Annotated in this window: 15 protein-coding genes; 8 read left to right on the top strand and 7 right to left on the bottom strand. The window is 67.7% G+C overall.

Features of this window, described 5'->3' with window-relative positions:
- Positions 1–11: 11 nt before the first annotated feature.
- Positions 12–422: a YbaB/EbfC family nucleoid-associated protein gene (locus ACLBW1_RS09990; protein ID WP_447811675.1), complete on the bottom strand. Its 411-nt coding sequence runs from the start codon at positions 420–422 to the stop codon at positions 12–14.
- The gene (locus ACLBW1_RS09985) at positions 419–892 is read right to left on the bottom strand and encodes a hypothetical protein (RefSeq protein WP_447811674.1); all 474 of its coding nucleotides are present in this window, start codon (positions 890–892) and stop codon (positions 419–421) included. Before ACLBW1_RS09985 ends, ACLBW1_RS09990 begins: the two co-directional genes overlap by 4 nt.
- A 255-nt stretch (positions 893–1,147) precedes the next feature.
- Here ACLBW1_RS09985 and ACLBW1_RS09980 point away from each other — a divergent pair, with 255 nt between their 5' ends.
- From ACLBW1_RS09980 to ACLBW1_RS09950, 7 genes are all read left to right on the top strand, one after another.
- Entirely contained in the window at positions 1,148–1,465 is a 318-nt protein-coding gene (locus ACLBW1_RS09980) for a type VII secretion target (RefSeq protein WP_447811673.1), read from the top strand.
- A gap of 71 nt (positions 1,466–1,536) precedes the next feature.
- Entirely contained in the window at positions 1,537–2,784 is a 1,248-nt protein-coding gene (locus ACLBW1_RS09975; protein ID WP_447811672.1) for a hypothetical protein, read from the top strand.
- Positions 2,785–2,841: 57 nt separating this feature from the next.
- Positions 2,842–3,144 (top strand): WXG100 family type VII secretion target, encoded by a 303-nt coding sequence (locus tag ACLBW1_RS09970; protein ID WP_447811671.1) that lies wholly within the window; start codon positions 2,842–2,844, stop codon positions 3,142–3,144.
- A gap of 39 nt (positions 3,145–3,183) precedes the next feature.
- Positions 3,184–4,140, top strand: a complete 957-nt coding sequence (locus tag ACLBW1_RS09965) for a PPE domain-containing protein (protein WP_447811670.1) — start codon at positions 3,184–3,186, stop codon at positions 4,138–4,140.
- Entirely contained in the window at positions 4,137–4,922 is a 786-nt protein-coding gene (locus tag ACLBW1_RS09960; RefSeq protein WP_447811669.1) for an ESX secretion-associated protein EspG, read from the top strand. Before ACLBW1_RS09965 ends, ACLBW1_RS09960 begins: the two co-directional genes overlap by 4 nt.
- A gap of 86 nt (positions 4,923–5,008) precedes the next feature.
- The gene (locus ACLBW1_RS09955) at positions 5,009–5,338 is read left to right on the top strand and encodes a WXG100 family type VII secretion target (protein WP_447811668.1); all 330 of its coding nucleotides are present in this window, start codon (positions 5,009–5,011) and stop codon (positions 5,336–5,338) included.
- 45 nt (positions 5,339–5,383) lie between these two features.
- Positions 5,384–5,677, top strand: coding sequence for a WXG100 family type VII secretion target (locus ACLBW1_RS09950; RefSeq protein ID WP_447811667.1), 294 nt, complete (start codon positions 5,384–5,386; stop codon positions 5,675–5,677).
- Between the two features lie 82 nt (positions 5,678–5,759).
- On the opposite strand, the gene eccE is transcribed toward ACLBW1_RS09950, so the two are convergent.
- The gene (gene eccE / locus ACLBW1_RS09945; RefSeq protein WP_447811666.1) at positions 5,760–7,838 is read right to left on the bottom strand and encodes a type VII secretion protein EccE; all 2,079 of its coding nucleotides are present in this window, start codon (positions 7,836–7,838) and stop codon (positions 5,760–5,762) included.
- 113 nt (positions 7,839–7,951) lie between these two features.
- Between eccE and eccB the strand changes: the two genes are divergently transcribed.
- Positions 7,952–9,391 (top strand): type VII secretion protein EccB, encoded by a 1,440-nt coding sequence (gene eccB / locus ACLBW1_RS09940; RefSeq protein WP_447811665.1) that lies wholly within the window; start codon positions 7,952–7,954, stop codon positions 9,389–9,391.
- A 25-nt stretch (positions 9,392–9,416) separates the two neighbouring features.
- On the opposite strand, the gene ACLBW1_RS09935 is transcribed toward eccB, so the two are convergent.
- From ACLBW1_RS09935 to mycP, 4 genes are all read right to left on the bottom strand, one after another.
- A complete protein-coding gene (locus tag ACLBW1_RS09935) occupies positions 9,417–11,108 on the bottom strand; it encodes a hypothetical protein (RefSeq protein ID WP_447811664.1) in 1,692 nt (563 codons plus the stop codon).
- Between the two features lie 83 nt (positions 11,109–11,191).
- Entirely contained in the window at positions 11,192–11,914 is a 723-nt protein-coding gene (locus tag ACLBW1_RS09930; RefSeq protein WP_447811663.1) for a hypothetical protein, read from the bottom strand.
- 118 nt (positions 11,915–12,032) lie between these two features.
- Positions 12,033–12,809, bottom strand: a complete 777-nt coding sequence (locus tag ACLBW1_RS09925; RefSeq protein WP_447811662.1) for a hypothetical protein — start codon at positions 12,807–12,809, stop codon at positions 12,033–12,035.
- Positions 12,809–14,248, bottom strand: a complete 1,440-nt coding sequence (gene mycP, locus ACLBW1_RS09920; protein WP_447811661.1) for a type VII secretion-associated serine protease mycosin — start codon at positions 14,246–14,248, stop codon at positions 12,809–12,811. Before mycP ends, ACLBW1_RS09925 begins: the two co-directional genes overlap by 1 nt.
- Between the last annotated feature and the right edge of the window lie 12 nt (positions 14,249–14,260).

The raw sequence follows: 14,260 nt of genomic DNA, 5'->3' as shown, positions 1-14,260 counted from the left end.
CGTCGGAGGCGTCAGTCTCGCGGGGCCTCGCGATCCTGCAGAACGGCCAGGACGCCGGGGTCGTTGGCCATCGTCTCGGTGAGCTGCTGGATCTGATGACCGAGCGACCCGAACGCCTGCCCCGCGGCGGCCTGCGCGGTGGAGACCACCAGCCGAGCCAACTCGTCGGGATCCATGCTCATCGCCGAGTCGGAGATCCGTAGGTCGAGGAGTTCACCGGTCCCCGACACCACGACGGTCACCCGCTCGTCGTCGTCGGTGTGTTCATTGCGGATCCCCGCGATCGCCTCCGAGGCCGACTGCATCCGGTCGAGTGCCCTGCGCGCACTGGCCTCGAGGTCGTCGAAGGTGATGGGGAAGGTGGGGGGCATGGGTGCCGTCGCGGGCAACGGGGCGCGCGGCGGAAAGTTCTGGTCGCTCATACTCGCCTCATCCAGGTTCCGGTCTCGTCCTCGTCGAAGAAGTCGTCGACCGTGCGATCGATCGCCGCTACCTCGCGGTCGCCCGGCAGCCCGGTGTACGAGACCGCCTCGAGGGTGTGGCCGTCGGCGAGCAGTGCCGCCCGCTGACGCGCGCCCGCCCGGACACCGGCCTGTCGACACAGCAGCAGGATGGTCTTGGCCAACGTCGCCGCCGGCTTGTCCATCTCGGACCGTTCCAGATGGATCGCCGTCGGCAGCCCGCCGAGTGTCGTGCGCACCTCGATCGAACCGGTCGGTGTGGCGGCTCGCCCGACCGTCTCGAGGGAGTGTTCACCGTCGGGTGTCGAGGTGCTGTCGGCGTCGTCGTCGGTGCTCGCCGCGTGCTCGTCCTGCGCCTGCTCGTCGTCGGGTTCGTCGTCCCATTCGTCCCAGTACGGATCCGGGGAGGAATGGCCGGTGTGTCGTGTCACGCGTCCATCGTGGCATCTCCGGGACGTATCGGCCCGTGCCACGGGCAGGTTCTCCACAGACGTCTGCGAAAAATTTTCGAGGTTGCGGGAACCGATCGGGCTGCTCGCGCATCAGAGATGTGAGCGCGGTCGACACCGATCGTGACAGTCTCTAACTACCGCGTGGAATACCGATCCGAACTCGGCTATTCTCTCCAACGACATGACTGCTGGACATGCGTCCGGCTGCCTCGACACCCAGGGGGTCGATCTCTGATGACGAACATTTCGGTAGCACCCGACGCGATCCGCGCCTACGGCACGACCGTGGCCGGCATCGGCACGGCCATCGAGAGCGCGAGTGCCATGGACCTCGCCGCGAACGTCGCGGTGATGGTGCCGGTGTTCGGTCTCATCGGCCAGGATTTCCTCGCGTCATTCGGTGGCGCCCAGTTCGCGAACGCGGTGTCGACCGCGTCGCTGGTCGCGGTCCACGCCTCGACCGCCGCCTCGGCCTTCGAGTCGGCGGCGGGCTACGAGTCCACCGACGGCGGGACCGCGGGCGCGCTGGGCTCGGCGGGCTCGACACTGTGACGCCCGGCGCGGGCAACGCGCCGGCACCGGGAGCCGATGGTGGTGCGGCCCACGGCCCCACTGTGCTCGACATGCTCGAGCACAGTGGTGTGGCGCCGCTTCTTCACATGCCCGTCGGCGACATCCTCGCCGGCCGCGGGATCACTCTCCCGCATATGCCCCCGGCGCCACCGCTCCCGCAGCTGCCGCCTATACCCACCATCGACCTCGCGCAGCTGTTCAAGCCGCTGACCGATCTGCTGGCGGGTTTCGGCTCGGGCAACATGGCGTCGGCGCCGTTCGATCCCACCCAGCTGTTCAGTGGCCTGCAGCAGGCTTTCGAGAGCGTTGTCGGCGTGGGAACGCAGGCCGTGTCCGCGGTCGCGCCGTTCTGGGCGGGAGCGGGTGGTGCGTCGGCCGTCGTGAAGGGCACCGAGACGACCACGAACAGCGCGACCACCGGCGCGCAGAGCGGTGACATCTCGCGGATCGTCGCCACCGCCACCGCCACCGTCGGAAAGGGTGTCGCGCTGCTCGAGGGGGTGATCGCGAACTTCGCGGCCTCCCTCGGCGCGATCATCCCGTTCATCACCACCCCACCGGGTATCGCCGCGGCGGTCGCGTCGGCGTCGGCGCACCTGACCACGGGACTCGGGATCGTCGCCGAGACGAGAGCGGAACTCACCGCCCACACCGCCAACATGACCTTGTCTGGTACCCCCGTACCGATCACGGCGGCACCACAGATGATGTCGGCCGTGCCGGGTATGGCCTCCTCGGCCATCGGTGCGGTGACCACTCCCATCCAGTCCATCGCCGGTGCCCTCGGAGGTGCCGGAGGAAGCGGTGGCGCAGGTGGCCGGTCGTTCGCCGCCGAGCAGGCGAGACTGCGCGGAACCGACGGTGTGGGCAAGCCGGCGTCGACCACGCCGGGCAGCGCAGGCGGCGTCGGAGGTGCCGGCGGCGGCGCGATCCCGGGCCTCGCCGGACTCGGTGGCGCGGGCGGCGGGAGCAGCGCGCCCACCACCCCGTTCAGCGCCCGAGCCGCCGAGACGCCGGTGGCGTCCGCGCGCGGTGCCGGGGGTAGTCAGTCGGAGGAGGTCGTGACCCGCACCTCGGCCACCGCAGCGCCCGGCGCCATGCCGATGGGGGCAGGTGCGGCCGGGGCGACGGCGTCGTCGACGTCCAATCACTCTGCCGACCGTGACACCTCGGTGGACGCACGTCACGCCTCGGAGGTCGTCGGCGACGTGCCGACGGCAGGTCCCGCGGTCCTCGGCGGCGTCGAGCCGTCGGTCGCCGAATCCGTCTGGGACAGCCCCGATGAGATCGAGTCCTGACATCACCGTCCGCCGACACCGGTCGGCAGTCCACATCGTGAACAGAGGAGCGAGACAATGGCAGAACTTTCGGTCGATCCGCAGCAGATCCACAAGGCGGTGAGCCGACTCGAGGGCATCGCCACGGAGATCGAGCGCACTGTCGGCGAACACAGGAGTGCTCTCGACACGGCTCCGGCCGGCCGCGACGAGGTCTCTGTCACCGCCGCGAAATCTTTTTCGGAAACAGCGGAACTTTTCGACCAGGAGATCGTCAAAGGAGTGAAGGCGATACGCGATGTCGCGAGCGCGCTGCGCGACGGGACCGCGGCGGTCAGTGCCACCGACGATGCGATGGCGGAGAACCTGTCCGGCATCTGAACCACAACACGACCAGGTACATGAGAGAGGGCGAGGACGATGATCGGGTTCACCGGGGTGCGGTGGGAGACGCGGCAGGCCGAGCGCCTGAGTCGCGACCTGTCCGCGGGCGCCGGACCGAAGCCGCTCTTCGAGGCCGGACTGGCGTGGTCGGCGGTGGCCACCTCGCTCTCTGAGCTCGAGAAGGAGATCGTCCACCTGCGCAAGTCTGTTGTGGAGGGGTGGTCGGGCGATTCGCTCGCCGGTGTGTTGGCTGCTCTCGATTCCCTCCACGCCTGGGTCCGTGACACCGGCGACATGGCGACGCGCACGGCTCAGGCCGCCGAGCGGCAGGCCATCGCCCACACCGTGGCTGTCGCCGCCATGCCCGATGCCGCGGTGATCGAGGGTGTCGCGCAGATCGAGGCGGCCATCAAGATGGTGGCCGCGCCGCCGTCTGCCCTCATCTCGGGCAGTCTCGCCCGCCTCGACGACCAGGCGGTCAGCATGAAGGCGCAGGCGTCGCGGGTGATGGAGTCCTACGAACAGGCGACCACCCCGGTGTCGAAGCCGACAGTTCCCCCGCACGCGCCGTCGAACGCCGCCAAGCAGCATCTGGCCAGGCAGTCGAGGGAAGAGGCCGAGGCGAAACTCGCCGCCGCGAACGGTTCGGCTCTCATGGCCGCGCAGGCGGCCATGCTCGGAGCGATGACCCGGCCCACCGGCACCCTCCGGGCGTCAGACCAATACGTCACCCAGACCCGACGCGCACAGACCGTGGTGGAGGTGACCGCGGCGCAGGAAGCCGCGACGGCCGAACGGACCACCGTGGCGTCGACCGCCGCGGGTTCCACACCATTCGTCCCTGCGGCCGGCGCATCGGCGTCGGGTTCGCAGGGCACTTCCTCCCCGGTCGTGGCATCGACGAACTATGATTCTGTACAGGACGTCGTGCCTGCTACGAGCGCCACTGCGGCCCCATCGGTCATCGGTGAGGCAGAACGGGAGGGATCGTGACCGTCATCGGTGTCGACACCCCCCACGAATTCATGGGCGACGAGATCCTGGTCCTCTGCGCCGCCCTCGGCATCCAGACCCTGCCGTCGGTTCTGCGCATCGAGGGACACGACGTGGACTTCCCGGCCACCGATCTTCCGGGCGCGCGGGAACGACTGCTGGAATCTGAGGTGATCGACGACGCGGGCAATGTGTCCCCCGATGTCCGCATCGCTCTCGAGTCCGCCGTCGCGCCCGACTGGTCGGTGCAGATCCGCCGGATCGATGCGACGCAGATGCTGCGCGGATGCCTCGTGGGTGTGGGCGAGCGACGGTTCCTGGTCACACGCAACGGACGTCGAGTCACCACCCGTGAGGTGCTGGCCGGCGACGATGTCGCGCTGGTCCAGATGCAGATCGGGATGCTCATCGGTGAGGCGCCGGGAGCGGACATCCGGGAGCTACAGCATCCCAGTGACGAGCTCGATCGAGACCTCGCGACATGTGTCACCGAGGACGATCACGCAGAACTGTTCTTCCGACGCGGCCTCGACGTCACCGACGCACGCGCGCTGGCTTCGGCGCTGATGGCCTGCAACGGACAGACACAGATCATCGCCAACGATGATGTGCCCGCCGCGCGCACGGTGGTGGCGGTGTTCGACACCCACCGCGGACGCATCGTCTCGTCGGCGACGCCGTCGGTGACCGGGGAGCGATGGACCACCATCGCGCCCGGTGACCCGCATCGCGTTGCTGCCGCCTTGCGGCAGCTCGCCCACACACTTCCCGGAGGAGTCTGAATGGCTGCCGGCGGGGATCGGCGGGAGGTCCACTCCCGTGACAACGCAGAAGTCCGACAGTCGGACAACCATGGAGGGAAACGCGAATGAGCGGACCGGGTAACGGTACGAATATCAACACCACCGACGCGGCTGGGTTCTCCAACCGCGCGATGGACATCCAGCAGCACATGCAGAGCCTTCTCGGAAAGACCCAGGGCGCTGTGCAGGATGCGGTCAGCCCCGCTGTGTGGCAGGGCAGCGCCTCGACGCAGTTCGCCGGTGTCACCGAGCGCTACAACACCGCCGCGAAGAAGCTGCAGACCCACATGCAGGACATCCTCGAGCTGGTCAAGCAGGGTGCGCAGCAGTTCGACAGCAAAGAAGAGGCGAACAAGGCCAGCATCGGCTCGGCCGGCGCCAGCCTCAACCTCTGACGGTTTCCCGTCACCCAGCCAACCTCGACCAACAAAGGACATTTCATGGCAAGCGATGGCCAGATCACTTACAACCCCGCGATTCTCGATCACCTGCACACGATCCAGCAGTGCAAGACCGAGTTCGACGGTCTGCTCAATGACGTGACCACACTCCAGAAGAACCTCGGCGAGAGCTGGCACAGCAGCTCGAACCAGGCGTTCAACACCACGTTCGACAACTGGCGCAAGGACGTCACCGAGATCCAGGAGACGCTCAGCCAGATCATCCGCGCCTCGACCGACGGTGTCGGGGACATGGGTGAGCAGGAGCGTGCGGTGGCAAAGTCGTTCAGCTGATCCAACTCGCTCGACAACAAGGGCGGGGAGCCCCGAAAGGGCTCCTCGCCTTTGTCGTTTCCGTGCCTCTGGTGACGGTGACTCAGTCGTCGTCGGCGGACCGCGTGTGGCGTCCGCTGCCGGGGCCCTGCTCGAATCCTGGGGGCACCTGACGCGGATCGGGCGGTGGAGGGCCCGGCTGCATCGGGCCGGGCATGCGGAATCCGTTGTCGGGCATCGGGGGTCTGTGTTGCGGCGGGGGACCGTCGGGACCCGGCCGGAAAGGCTCGCGACGAGGAGGGCCTCCGGGGCCATCAGGAAGGCGGCCGCGGAACCCGGGGCCGTCAGGGCCATAGCCGCCGCCGGGTCCGGGTCCGGGTCCGGGTCCGGGTCCGTCGGGATTGCGTCTCCAACCGTCACCCGGGCCAGGGTCCGACGGCGGTCGCGAATGATCGGCGTGCCCAGGATGGTTCGAGATCGGGGGAAGCGGAGCGCCCGCGCCAACCGGCTCGGGAACCCGAACCCGTTGCCGTGGCCGCTCGATCAACTCACCCTCCGCCGGCAGTGCCACCAACGACACCGCGAGCGTCCCCGACCGCGTCACGACGTACACGCGATGGACGTCGGACTGGACCTGATAGATCGCGACGTCGGAGGCGTCGTCGATGCGGGTGGGCGTCGCGGCCGTCCGGTGGATGCGCAGCTGCGTACCCACCATGTGGTCCTCGGTCGCCTCTCGGGCGTCGAGGATGCACAGGGTGTAGACGTTGAGCGTGTTCCGCTGCTCGACCGGAGAGTCGAACATGAACAGCGTGCTGGAGTCGTTGACGTTGTCGACCATCGCCCGCCACACCTCGGGCCGATCGGTCCTGATGACGACGCGCGCGCCGACGGCGATGGCGCGCACCACGATCTGTTGTGCGAGGAAGGCGGAACCGAAGAGATCGACGCGACGAACATCGGAGCCGAACAGCGGCACCGCGACCGCCTGCCCCTCGGTATCGGCGCCGAACAACTGGCCGTGCCCGCCGTCCACGAATCGGAGCGCGTCGAGTTCGTCGAGTGTCATCGAGGTCGTCGGCAGGCCCGGCACGTGATCGCGACCGACGGGGAGCGTGCGCCGCAGCGCCGGCATCTGACGTCCGTCGAGTAGGCGTAGTTCCTCGGGAACAGTCAGCGATGTCCCGCCGGCGGTGGAGTACCGCACGACGGTCGTCATCGCGTAGCGGTCGCCGTCGCGTTGCAGCCTCACCGCGCAGGTCGTGGAGCCACTCGGTGTGGTCCAGATCGACGTCATCAACTCGTCGTCGAGCGGTCCGTCGACGCTGTACGCGGTGGTGGAGTGCGAGCCGTGGTCGACCGACGTCCACTGCTCCACGGGATCGCTCGTCGAGGCCCGGTCGATGAGATCGGAGGCCATGTCGGTGATGCCGCGGGCGGTCAGGATGGTCGGTCGGTACCCCTCGTGGGCGAGTTGGTTGGCGACCCTGCGGGTGGCGGCCATCGCCGTCTTCAACACCCCGGCCGAGCCGCCGCCACGGGATGCGATGGCGTCGGGGCAGCGGAGCGGGTCGAGGCGCAGCACGATCCACACATCCTGCTGGGGCACGGTGGGCAGCCGTGCGATGAGGCGCAGGTAGGGATCGGTGAGGTGCGCCGCGGCGCGTGCGCGCCATCCGTGGGCGATCACGTCCACCGACTCGAGCTCGATGTCGAACTGCGACAGCGCTTTCGCGACCGCGCCGAGAGACAGCTGCGACTTCGAGACGATCGTGCTGGACGGGATCAGTCCGGTCGGTGCCACCGGTCGCGCGATGCGCACCACGGTGATCAGACGGTCGTCGGCCCAGCGCGCGCCGATCGTGGTGCCGTCGGCTTGCGGCAGGTCGAACGGGATCGCGAGATCGGCCGGGTAGCGACGTGTGCGCCGGAGGAATGCGAGTCGCCGGCCGATCCGGCCGTAGACCGAGATCCCCGTGGAAGGGTGTGCGGCGAGCGCGGCGCCGATGAGACCGACGGCGACAGCTGCTGCTGCCGCCACGGCGAAGGTGTTGCCGGTCGACCGCAACAGCACGAAGACGCCGATCGCGACGACCTCGGATGCGATGACCGGCCACAGGGGCAGAATTCGCGTCAGGCCCCCCGTCGGCGCGGAGGTGCCGAGGCGAGTCGATGAGGCCACGTCGAGTACCTTAACAGCAGTTCTGTACAGGTGAATGGCTGCTCGGACCGTCGCTTTCGGCGTCGCAGGGCGGTGCGGGGCAGCGGGCCTTCGAGGGCGAACGGGGTCGAGACATGGCACAGCGAACTACCAAGTCACAGGTCAGCGGTTACCGCTTCCTCCTGCGTCGGCTCGAGCACGCGCTGGTCCGGCGTGATGTCCGGATGATCCACGATCCGATGAGCGCGCACGTGAAGTCGCTCGTCGTCGGTTTGGTGCTGACGCTGGTCGTGCTCGGTGGTGCGGTCGCCGTGTCGTTCTTCAAGCCGCAGGGTTCGGTCGGCGACTCGAAGATCCTGATGAGCAAGGACTCCGGTCAGCTCTACGTGCTGCTCAACGGACAGCTCCGGCCCGCGCTCAACCTCGCGTCGGCACGGCTGGTCACCGGTTCGTCCGCCAAGCCCAACTCGGTGAAGGACTCCGTGCTCGCCGACTATCCCCGCGGACCTCAGGTCGGGATCCCCGGCGCTCCCAGCAGTCTCGCGGCGCGGGGCGCTCCCGGTGTGTCGGAGTGGACGGTCTGCGATCGACTCACCGAGCCTCGTGACCCGGAGGGATCTCCGACGCTCGGCGTGGTCGCGGGCACGCCCAGCTACGCCACCGGGACCCAGCAGCTCGGATCGAACGACGCGCTCTTCGTGCGTAACGGGGACTCCTCGTATCTGATCTATCGCAACACCCGGGCTCAGGTCGATCCCGACGATCCGGTGATCCGACAGGCCCTGGCACTGCAGTCGATCCAGCCCCGTGCGGCCAGCACGTCGTTCCTCGACTCGGTGCCGCCGGCACCGCCGATCGTGGCCCCGACGATCGTCGGTGCCGGTGACCCCTCGAGCTTCACACTCGGCGGCGCACGTGTCGGCTCGATCCTGCGGGTGTCGAGCCTCGACGCACAGGCGGGTTCCCGCGAGCAGCTCTATGTGGTGTTGAACAACGGGATCCAGGCGGTCTCGCCGTTCGTGGCCGACCTGATCCGCGCCTCGATCGCCTCGAGTGGGCAGCCCGTCACGCTCGAGCCCAACGCCATCGTCTCGGTGCCGCAGGTCGACACGCTGAAGCTGGACGGATACCCCGACACCACGCCGGTCGAGGTCGACGGGACCTCCCAACAGGCGCTGTGCCTCGGGTGGCGCAAGGATCGGGATCGACCCGCCACCCTGTCGGTGTCGTTGACCCCCTCGATCCCGGTGGCCGATCAGAAGGAGCTGATCCCTTCGGTCGGTTCGCGAGTCGACGGCGTGAGCGCCGACCTCACCTACATTCCGCCGGGATCGGGCTATTTCGTCCGCACCACGGGCTCGAACCCAGACAGCGGAGCGACGGCGTCGGACTTTTACGTCTCCGACACCGGTGTCCGTTACGGGGTGCCGGACAGTTCGATCCAGGCGCTGGGGATGCCCGAACCCCTGCTCGCGCCGTACCCGGTGGTGAAGCTGATCCCGCCCGGTCCCGCGCTGGCCCGCAATGCCGCCCTGATCGCGCAGTCCGACATCGAGCCCGGCGTCGGTTCCTAACCGCGGACCTACGGCCCGCAGTCGCTCACGGTGTGGGTGGGTTGTCGGTGGTGTCGAGGTTGAGTCCGCCGATGACGTCGGGTGCGACGTCGGGGAGTTCGCCGGCGATTTCGTCGCCGTGTTCGGCGGTGATGAGGTAGCGGGCGACGGTGTGTTCTTTGTCTTCTTCTTTGTTGCCTGCGCCGCGGCCGCCCATGCCGGGTGACATTGCGCCTGCGCGTCCGGTTGCGGGGGCGGCTTGTTGTCCGGCGAGGGCGCGTTCGGCGGCGGTGAGCGCTGAGCCGCTGGAGCGTGCGGACAGTGATCCTTCTGCGGCGGCGGCACCTGCTCCGGCGCCGATGCCGCCGAGTTTCCCGGCACCACCACCACCGCTCGCGCTACCACCTCCGCCTGCACCGCCACCGGCTTTACCGAGAGCTGCTGCTTTAGCGGCCTTCTCCGCGTCGGACAAGCCACCGAGCCCAGCGGAGCGGGTCAACGGTGACCCGCTACCGCTGTTGCCGCCGAGGCTTTTCGCACTGTCACCGGCTTTCGACATCGCTGATTGCGCCGCCGACGCCGGATTCTGACCACCTTGCCCTGTTTGGTTGGCTGCGGTTTTCGCGGCGTTGGCTGCGGGGTCACCGGTCGCTTGGCGGCTCAGGGTGCCGGCGGCGTCATTTCCTGTGCGGTTCCCGCCGGGCCCGGATCCTCCGCCGGCACCTGATGACCCACTACCGCCGGATCCTGTCAGCCCAGTGGTCGATCCGCTGGCCGGGTTGGTGGCGCCACCGCCGCCTTGGCCGGTGGCGCCGCCGACACCGATGGCAACCCCGGTGACCGGGCTGGCGGGGTCGGTGAGGTTGGACAGTCCACTGGCGATCGCGGTGACGCCAGGGTTGTAGATGGTGTCGATGGTGGTTCGGGCCAGTGTGTCGAACTGGTTCTGGGTGGCGATCATCGCCTCAGGCGGCGTGGTCGCCATCGCGGCTGTACGTGAACCTGTGATTTGTTCGATGGCGGTTTTGGTGGTGCCCAGGGCGCCGGCCCAGGCGACGATGGCGCCACCGTTGGCGGCTGCTTCGGCGGAGATCTCGACGCTGGTGTTGACCAGTTTGTGTGCTGCAGCCCCGACCGCTGGCCCGGAGGTGCCTGTCCATCCTCCGGCCGCCATCTTCGACTGCACGATCTGGTGGAACGCGGTCACTGCGTCGGTGAGGTCCGCGCCGAGTTGCTGCCACTGTTGGGCCAGGCGCTGTAGATACCCGGCATCTGCGGGCGACAGGTTGGCCTGGCAGATGTCGAGGGTGAGACCACCGGTTCCCTCCGGTGCTGCTCCGCACGGGAATCTTCCTGCCGCGTCCGGGCTTCCGGAAGGCACCGGCGGCAGGTCGTAAAAGGTGGACTGCATCTGATCGGCGAGACTCGGACCATTGGGGATCACGGTGGGTGTGCTTCCCGGCAAAGCGCTGCTGGCCCCGAAAGGGAGTGGTATCGAAGACGGCTTGTCGCTGCTCCCGGCCGCGCCGATTGAACGAGCGTTGTCGGACTCTTGCTGCGTGATCAAACCGCCCGCCGCGATGATTGCTTTGTTGTATTCCTCGATTGCCGAATTAAGTCGGTCGCTCATCTGGCTCGCAACATCACCGAGTGTGGAAAGTGCGGCGCCGACCGCCTGTCCGGACGCAAAAGTGCCATTACCGCCGCTTTTGCGAAGGCCACTCACTAGATCGGACAATCGAGAAACCGCTCCAGCGAACCCCTGGGCTGCGGAGGAGACACTCTCCGCTGTCGACGGTCTGAAGGTGAAACCCGGAGGGGTCATGGAGCGGCTCTCATTTCGGACGGACTTTTGGGCATATTCGGCGCGAGGATGCGGGCGGCGCGGATTGCGCCTTCGCAGGGGTCATCGGTCGCAGGAGTCTTGGTTCGATAGTTGACGTTAATGGAACCAAAGAATGTTCCCCAGGCCGCGCCGCACTCCTCTCGAAATGTGGAGTCGTCTGGCCCGTAGGGTGGCAGCTTTGTAGTGATTGCCGTGATCTTGTCCGTGAGTTTTATTCCGCGCTGCTGGATTACAGCTACATCAGGTGTGGTGATCTGAGAAAAATTGCTTACATAAAAGGATGGGGTGACGCTATACGTGACGTTTCCGGAATCGAGGTGCTGCATCACACAGGACTGTGTTACCAGCTGTGTCCCGCGGAATCCGCGAGACTTGTTCTGCACGCCCAGTTGTTGCATTGCGGTGTCGGGGACGAGGCCGCAGATGTCGGGAAGGTGATCGATGTAGGGGCTTTCAGGTCCGCTGACCGTGGTGACGACGCCGGTCATGTCTTTGGTGGAGTTGAGGTCGAGGACGGAGTCCTTCTGGACGCCGGGTGGGACGGATTCTGACGGGAACGCTGGTGACGATGCAGCGGCGTCGGCGCTCGACGAGGAGGACGCGTCGTTTGTGGTGGTGGCGGAGCTGCAGGCGGTAATTGTCGCGAGGAGCCCGGCGAGGCCGATGGTTGCCAGTCGGGCGGTGCGGCGGGACGTCACTGTGTAAGCCTCGTTACCTAGTCGAACGGTCGGTGGGACATCGAGCGTATGCCATCTCGACGGGATTGTTCCTGCCAGCGCGCCTACTTTTCTACCAGACGCTGTACATGTGTACCGGTCAGGTGCGAGCCCGTTGATTGTGTCGATTGCGCAGTGTGTTGATGACACGGTTGAGGGTCTTTGCGAACGAGGTGTCGTCGATGGGGAGGGCGGCGCCGGGCGAGTCGATGATGAGCAGGTAGCGGCCGTCACCGGGGATGTCGCGGTAGCGCAGTTCCATGCTGAGCGGGCGGAGTTCGTCGGTGATCGATCCGACTTGGACTCGAATGCTCCCGCACGTGGCGGGCTGTGGATTGGTGAAAGCGCTCGCAGCGCTCGGGTGCTGCGGAGCGACGACGGTGGCGACGGTCGAGGTGTCCGCGCCGGGGAGCCGGCCGAAACCGACATTCGTGTCCGACGGGAGAGAGCCGGCCGATGCCGCGGCCGGTAGCAGCCCGACGAGATCCCTTGTCCACGTTTTGAGGGCGTGGCGGGTGATCGACACCGTGGCGCCGATGCTGGGTGAGTCGCCGAGCTTTTGTCGGGCGATGTAGACGTGTTCGGTGTCGCGGGTCGCCGACACCAGTCGCGACTGGTGCGAGGTGTCGGTGAACGGTTTGCGCGCATCGAGCCCCCCGACGCCGATGGTGATCGACGGTTTGCACAGCGCGGTCATGGCCTCCCGTTGCGGGGTCGTGAGGCGCTCGGCTCTGATCGACGGTGCCGAGGGACCGTCGGAACCTCGATGAATGTCGTCGGTCCCGGTGTAGGCGAACTCGAGCGGGTAATCGCTGGCATCGAACTCTTCCCACAGCAACCGGAACTCGCGGGTGCTCAGGTTCCAGGCGTCGGGCATCAGTAGTCGATTCCCTCACGGAGTTGCCTGCGGTCGCCGTTTCGGCGGTGGAGCAGCAGCCAGCCGATGGCGGCGAGTGCGAGGGCGCCGGCGCCCACGCCGATGGCGATGTAGCGGGGGACCGGGTCGGGGCCGGGGTTGTTCGCAGGGGGCGCGATGGGGGCGGCGGCATAGACGTTGCGGGTGTCGCCGGTGCGGGGGTCGGCGGGGTTGGCGCCCGTTTCGAGGGTGTCGGGGCTGGTGGTGGTCAGCGCTGCGACGGGGTCGATGAGGCCGTATCCGACGGCGCCGTCGCGACCGTCGGCGGGATGGTGCGCGGTGCGGGTGATCCGGTTGATCACCTGTGCAGCAGTGAGATCGGGGAATCGTGCTCGGATGAGTGCGGCGAGTCCGGACACGAACGGTGCGGCGAAGCTGGTGCCGGTGATCGGGGAGACACCGTTCTGGGTTCTGGTGCCGTCGATGATCGCCGGCGTGGCAGCGATGTTGAGTGAGGCGAGGTCGGAGCCGGGTGCGGCGACGGTGACCCAGGGGCCGGCGAGGGAGTAGCTCGATGGGCGACCATCGTTCTCGACTGCGCCGACGCTGACCACGTACGGGGAGAAGTAGGCGGGCGATGATTTGGTGATCACACTCGCCCACGGGTCGGCGTCACGACCACCCAGCGCCGCGGGGTTCTGCGCGCTGCACCCCTCTTTGCCCTGGGTGACGTTGTCGGCCGCGGCCACCACCACCACGTTGCGCTGGTAGGCGTACTTCACCGCCGCGCCCAGCGACTGATCGCGTAGATCGGTGCCCGCCGAATTGCAGGCCCCCTCGGAGATGTTGATGACCGTCGCTCTTAGATCGACGGCTCGCACAACAGCTTTGGCGAGTGTGGTCACGTCGCCGTAGCCATCCGGCGTCAGTGGGGTGCCATCGGGCTTGCGCTGCGAATCGGCGGCCTCGTACGCCCCCGAGGTCTGCCGGATCGCGATGATCGATGCGTCGGGCGCGACGCCGGCGAAGCCGTCGGAACTCGACTGCTTGGCGGCGATGATGCCGGCCACCTGGGTGCCGTGTCCGTCGCAGTCGCGCGTGCCGTCGGAGTTGGAGACGTAGTCGCCGCCACCGCTCACCGACAACCGCGGGTGCCGGAACACGCCGGTGTCGATCACCGCGACACGCTGGCCGGCTCCGCGGGAGAACGCCCAGGCCTTCTCGACCCCGAGAAGGCTGAACGCAGCGGGTGGGGAGATGTAGTCGCTCTTCGACGCCACCGTCTCGACACACGTGGCGACGGTCTGCTTCGTCGGCACCGTGGGCCCCACGGGATTCTGCGACGGCACGGGACCCGAGATGGTGGGCGGGGTCAGAGTCCGCGCGGGACCCGGGAGTGCGAGGGCCGTCATGGGCGCCGCCGATGTGGCGCCCATCGCGATGGCCGAAGCCAGCAGCACACGCGGGACGAT

The sequence above is a fragment of the Williamsia sp. M5A3_1d genome (genome assembly GCF_053345315.1).
The sequence above is the reverse complement of the archived record's forward strand: the minus strand, read 5'-3'. Positions and strand labels throughout refer to the sequence as shown.

What these genes read in the sequence shown, in the direction of transcription:
- ACLBW1_RS09990 (WP_447811675.1), bottom strand. Translation starts at nt 422, where the DNA reads ATGAGCGACCAGAACTTTCCGCCGCGCGCCCCGTTGCCCGCGACGGCA.
- ACLBW1_RS09980 (WP_447811673.1), top strand. Translation starts at nt 1,148, where the DNA reads ATGACGAACATTTCGGTAGCACCCGACGCGATCCGCGCCTACGGCACG.
- ACLBW1_RS09975 (WP_447811672.1), top strand. Translation starts at nt 1,537, where the DNA reads ATGCTCGAGCACAGTGGTGTGGCGCCGCTTCTTCACATGCCCGTCGGC.
- ACLBW1_RS09970 (WP_447811671.1), top strand. Translation starts at nt 2,842, where the DNA reads ATGGCAGAACTTTCGGTCGATCCGCAGCAGATCCACAAGGCGGTGAGC.
- ACLBW1_RS09965 (WP_447811670.1), top strand. Translation starts at nt 3,184, where the DNA reads ATGATCGGGTTCACCGGGGTGCGGTGGGAGACGCGGCAGGCCGAGCGC.
- ACLBW1_RS09955 (WP_447811668.1), top strand. Translation starts at nt 5,009, where the DNA reads ATGAGCGGACCGGGTAACGGTACGAATATCAACACCACCGACGCGGCT.
- ACLBW1_RS09950 (WP_447811667.1), top strand. Translation starts at nt 5,384, where the DNA reads ATGGCAAGCGATGGCCAGATCACTTACAACCCCGCGATTCTCGATCAC.
- eccB (WP_447811665.1), top strand. Translation starts at nt 7,952, where the DNA reads ATGGCACAGCGAACTACCAAGTCACAGGTCAGCGGTTACCGCTTCCTC.
- ACLBW1_RS09925 (WP_447811662.1), bottom strand. Translation starts at nt 12,809, where the DNA reads ATGCCCGACGCCTGGAACCTGAGCACCCGCGAGTTCCGGTTGCTGTGG.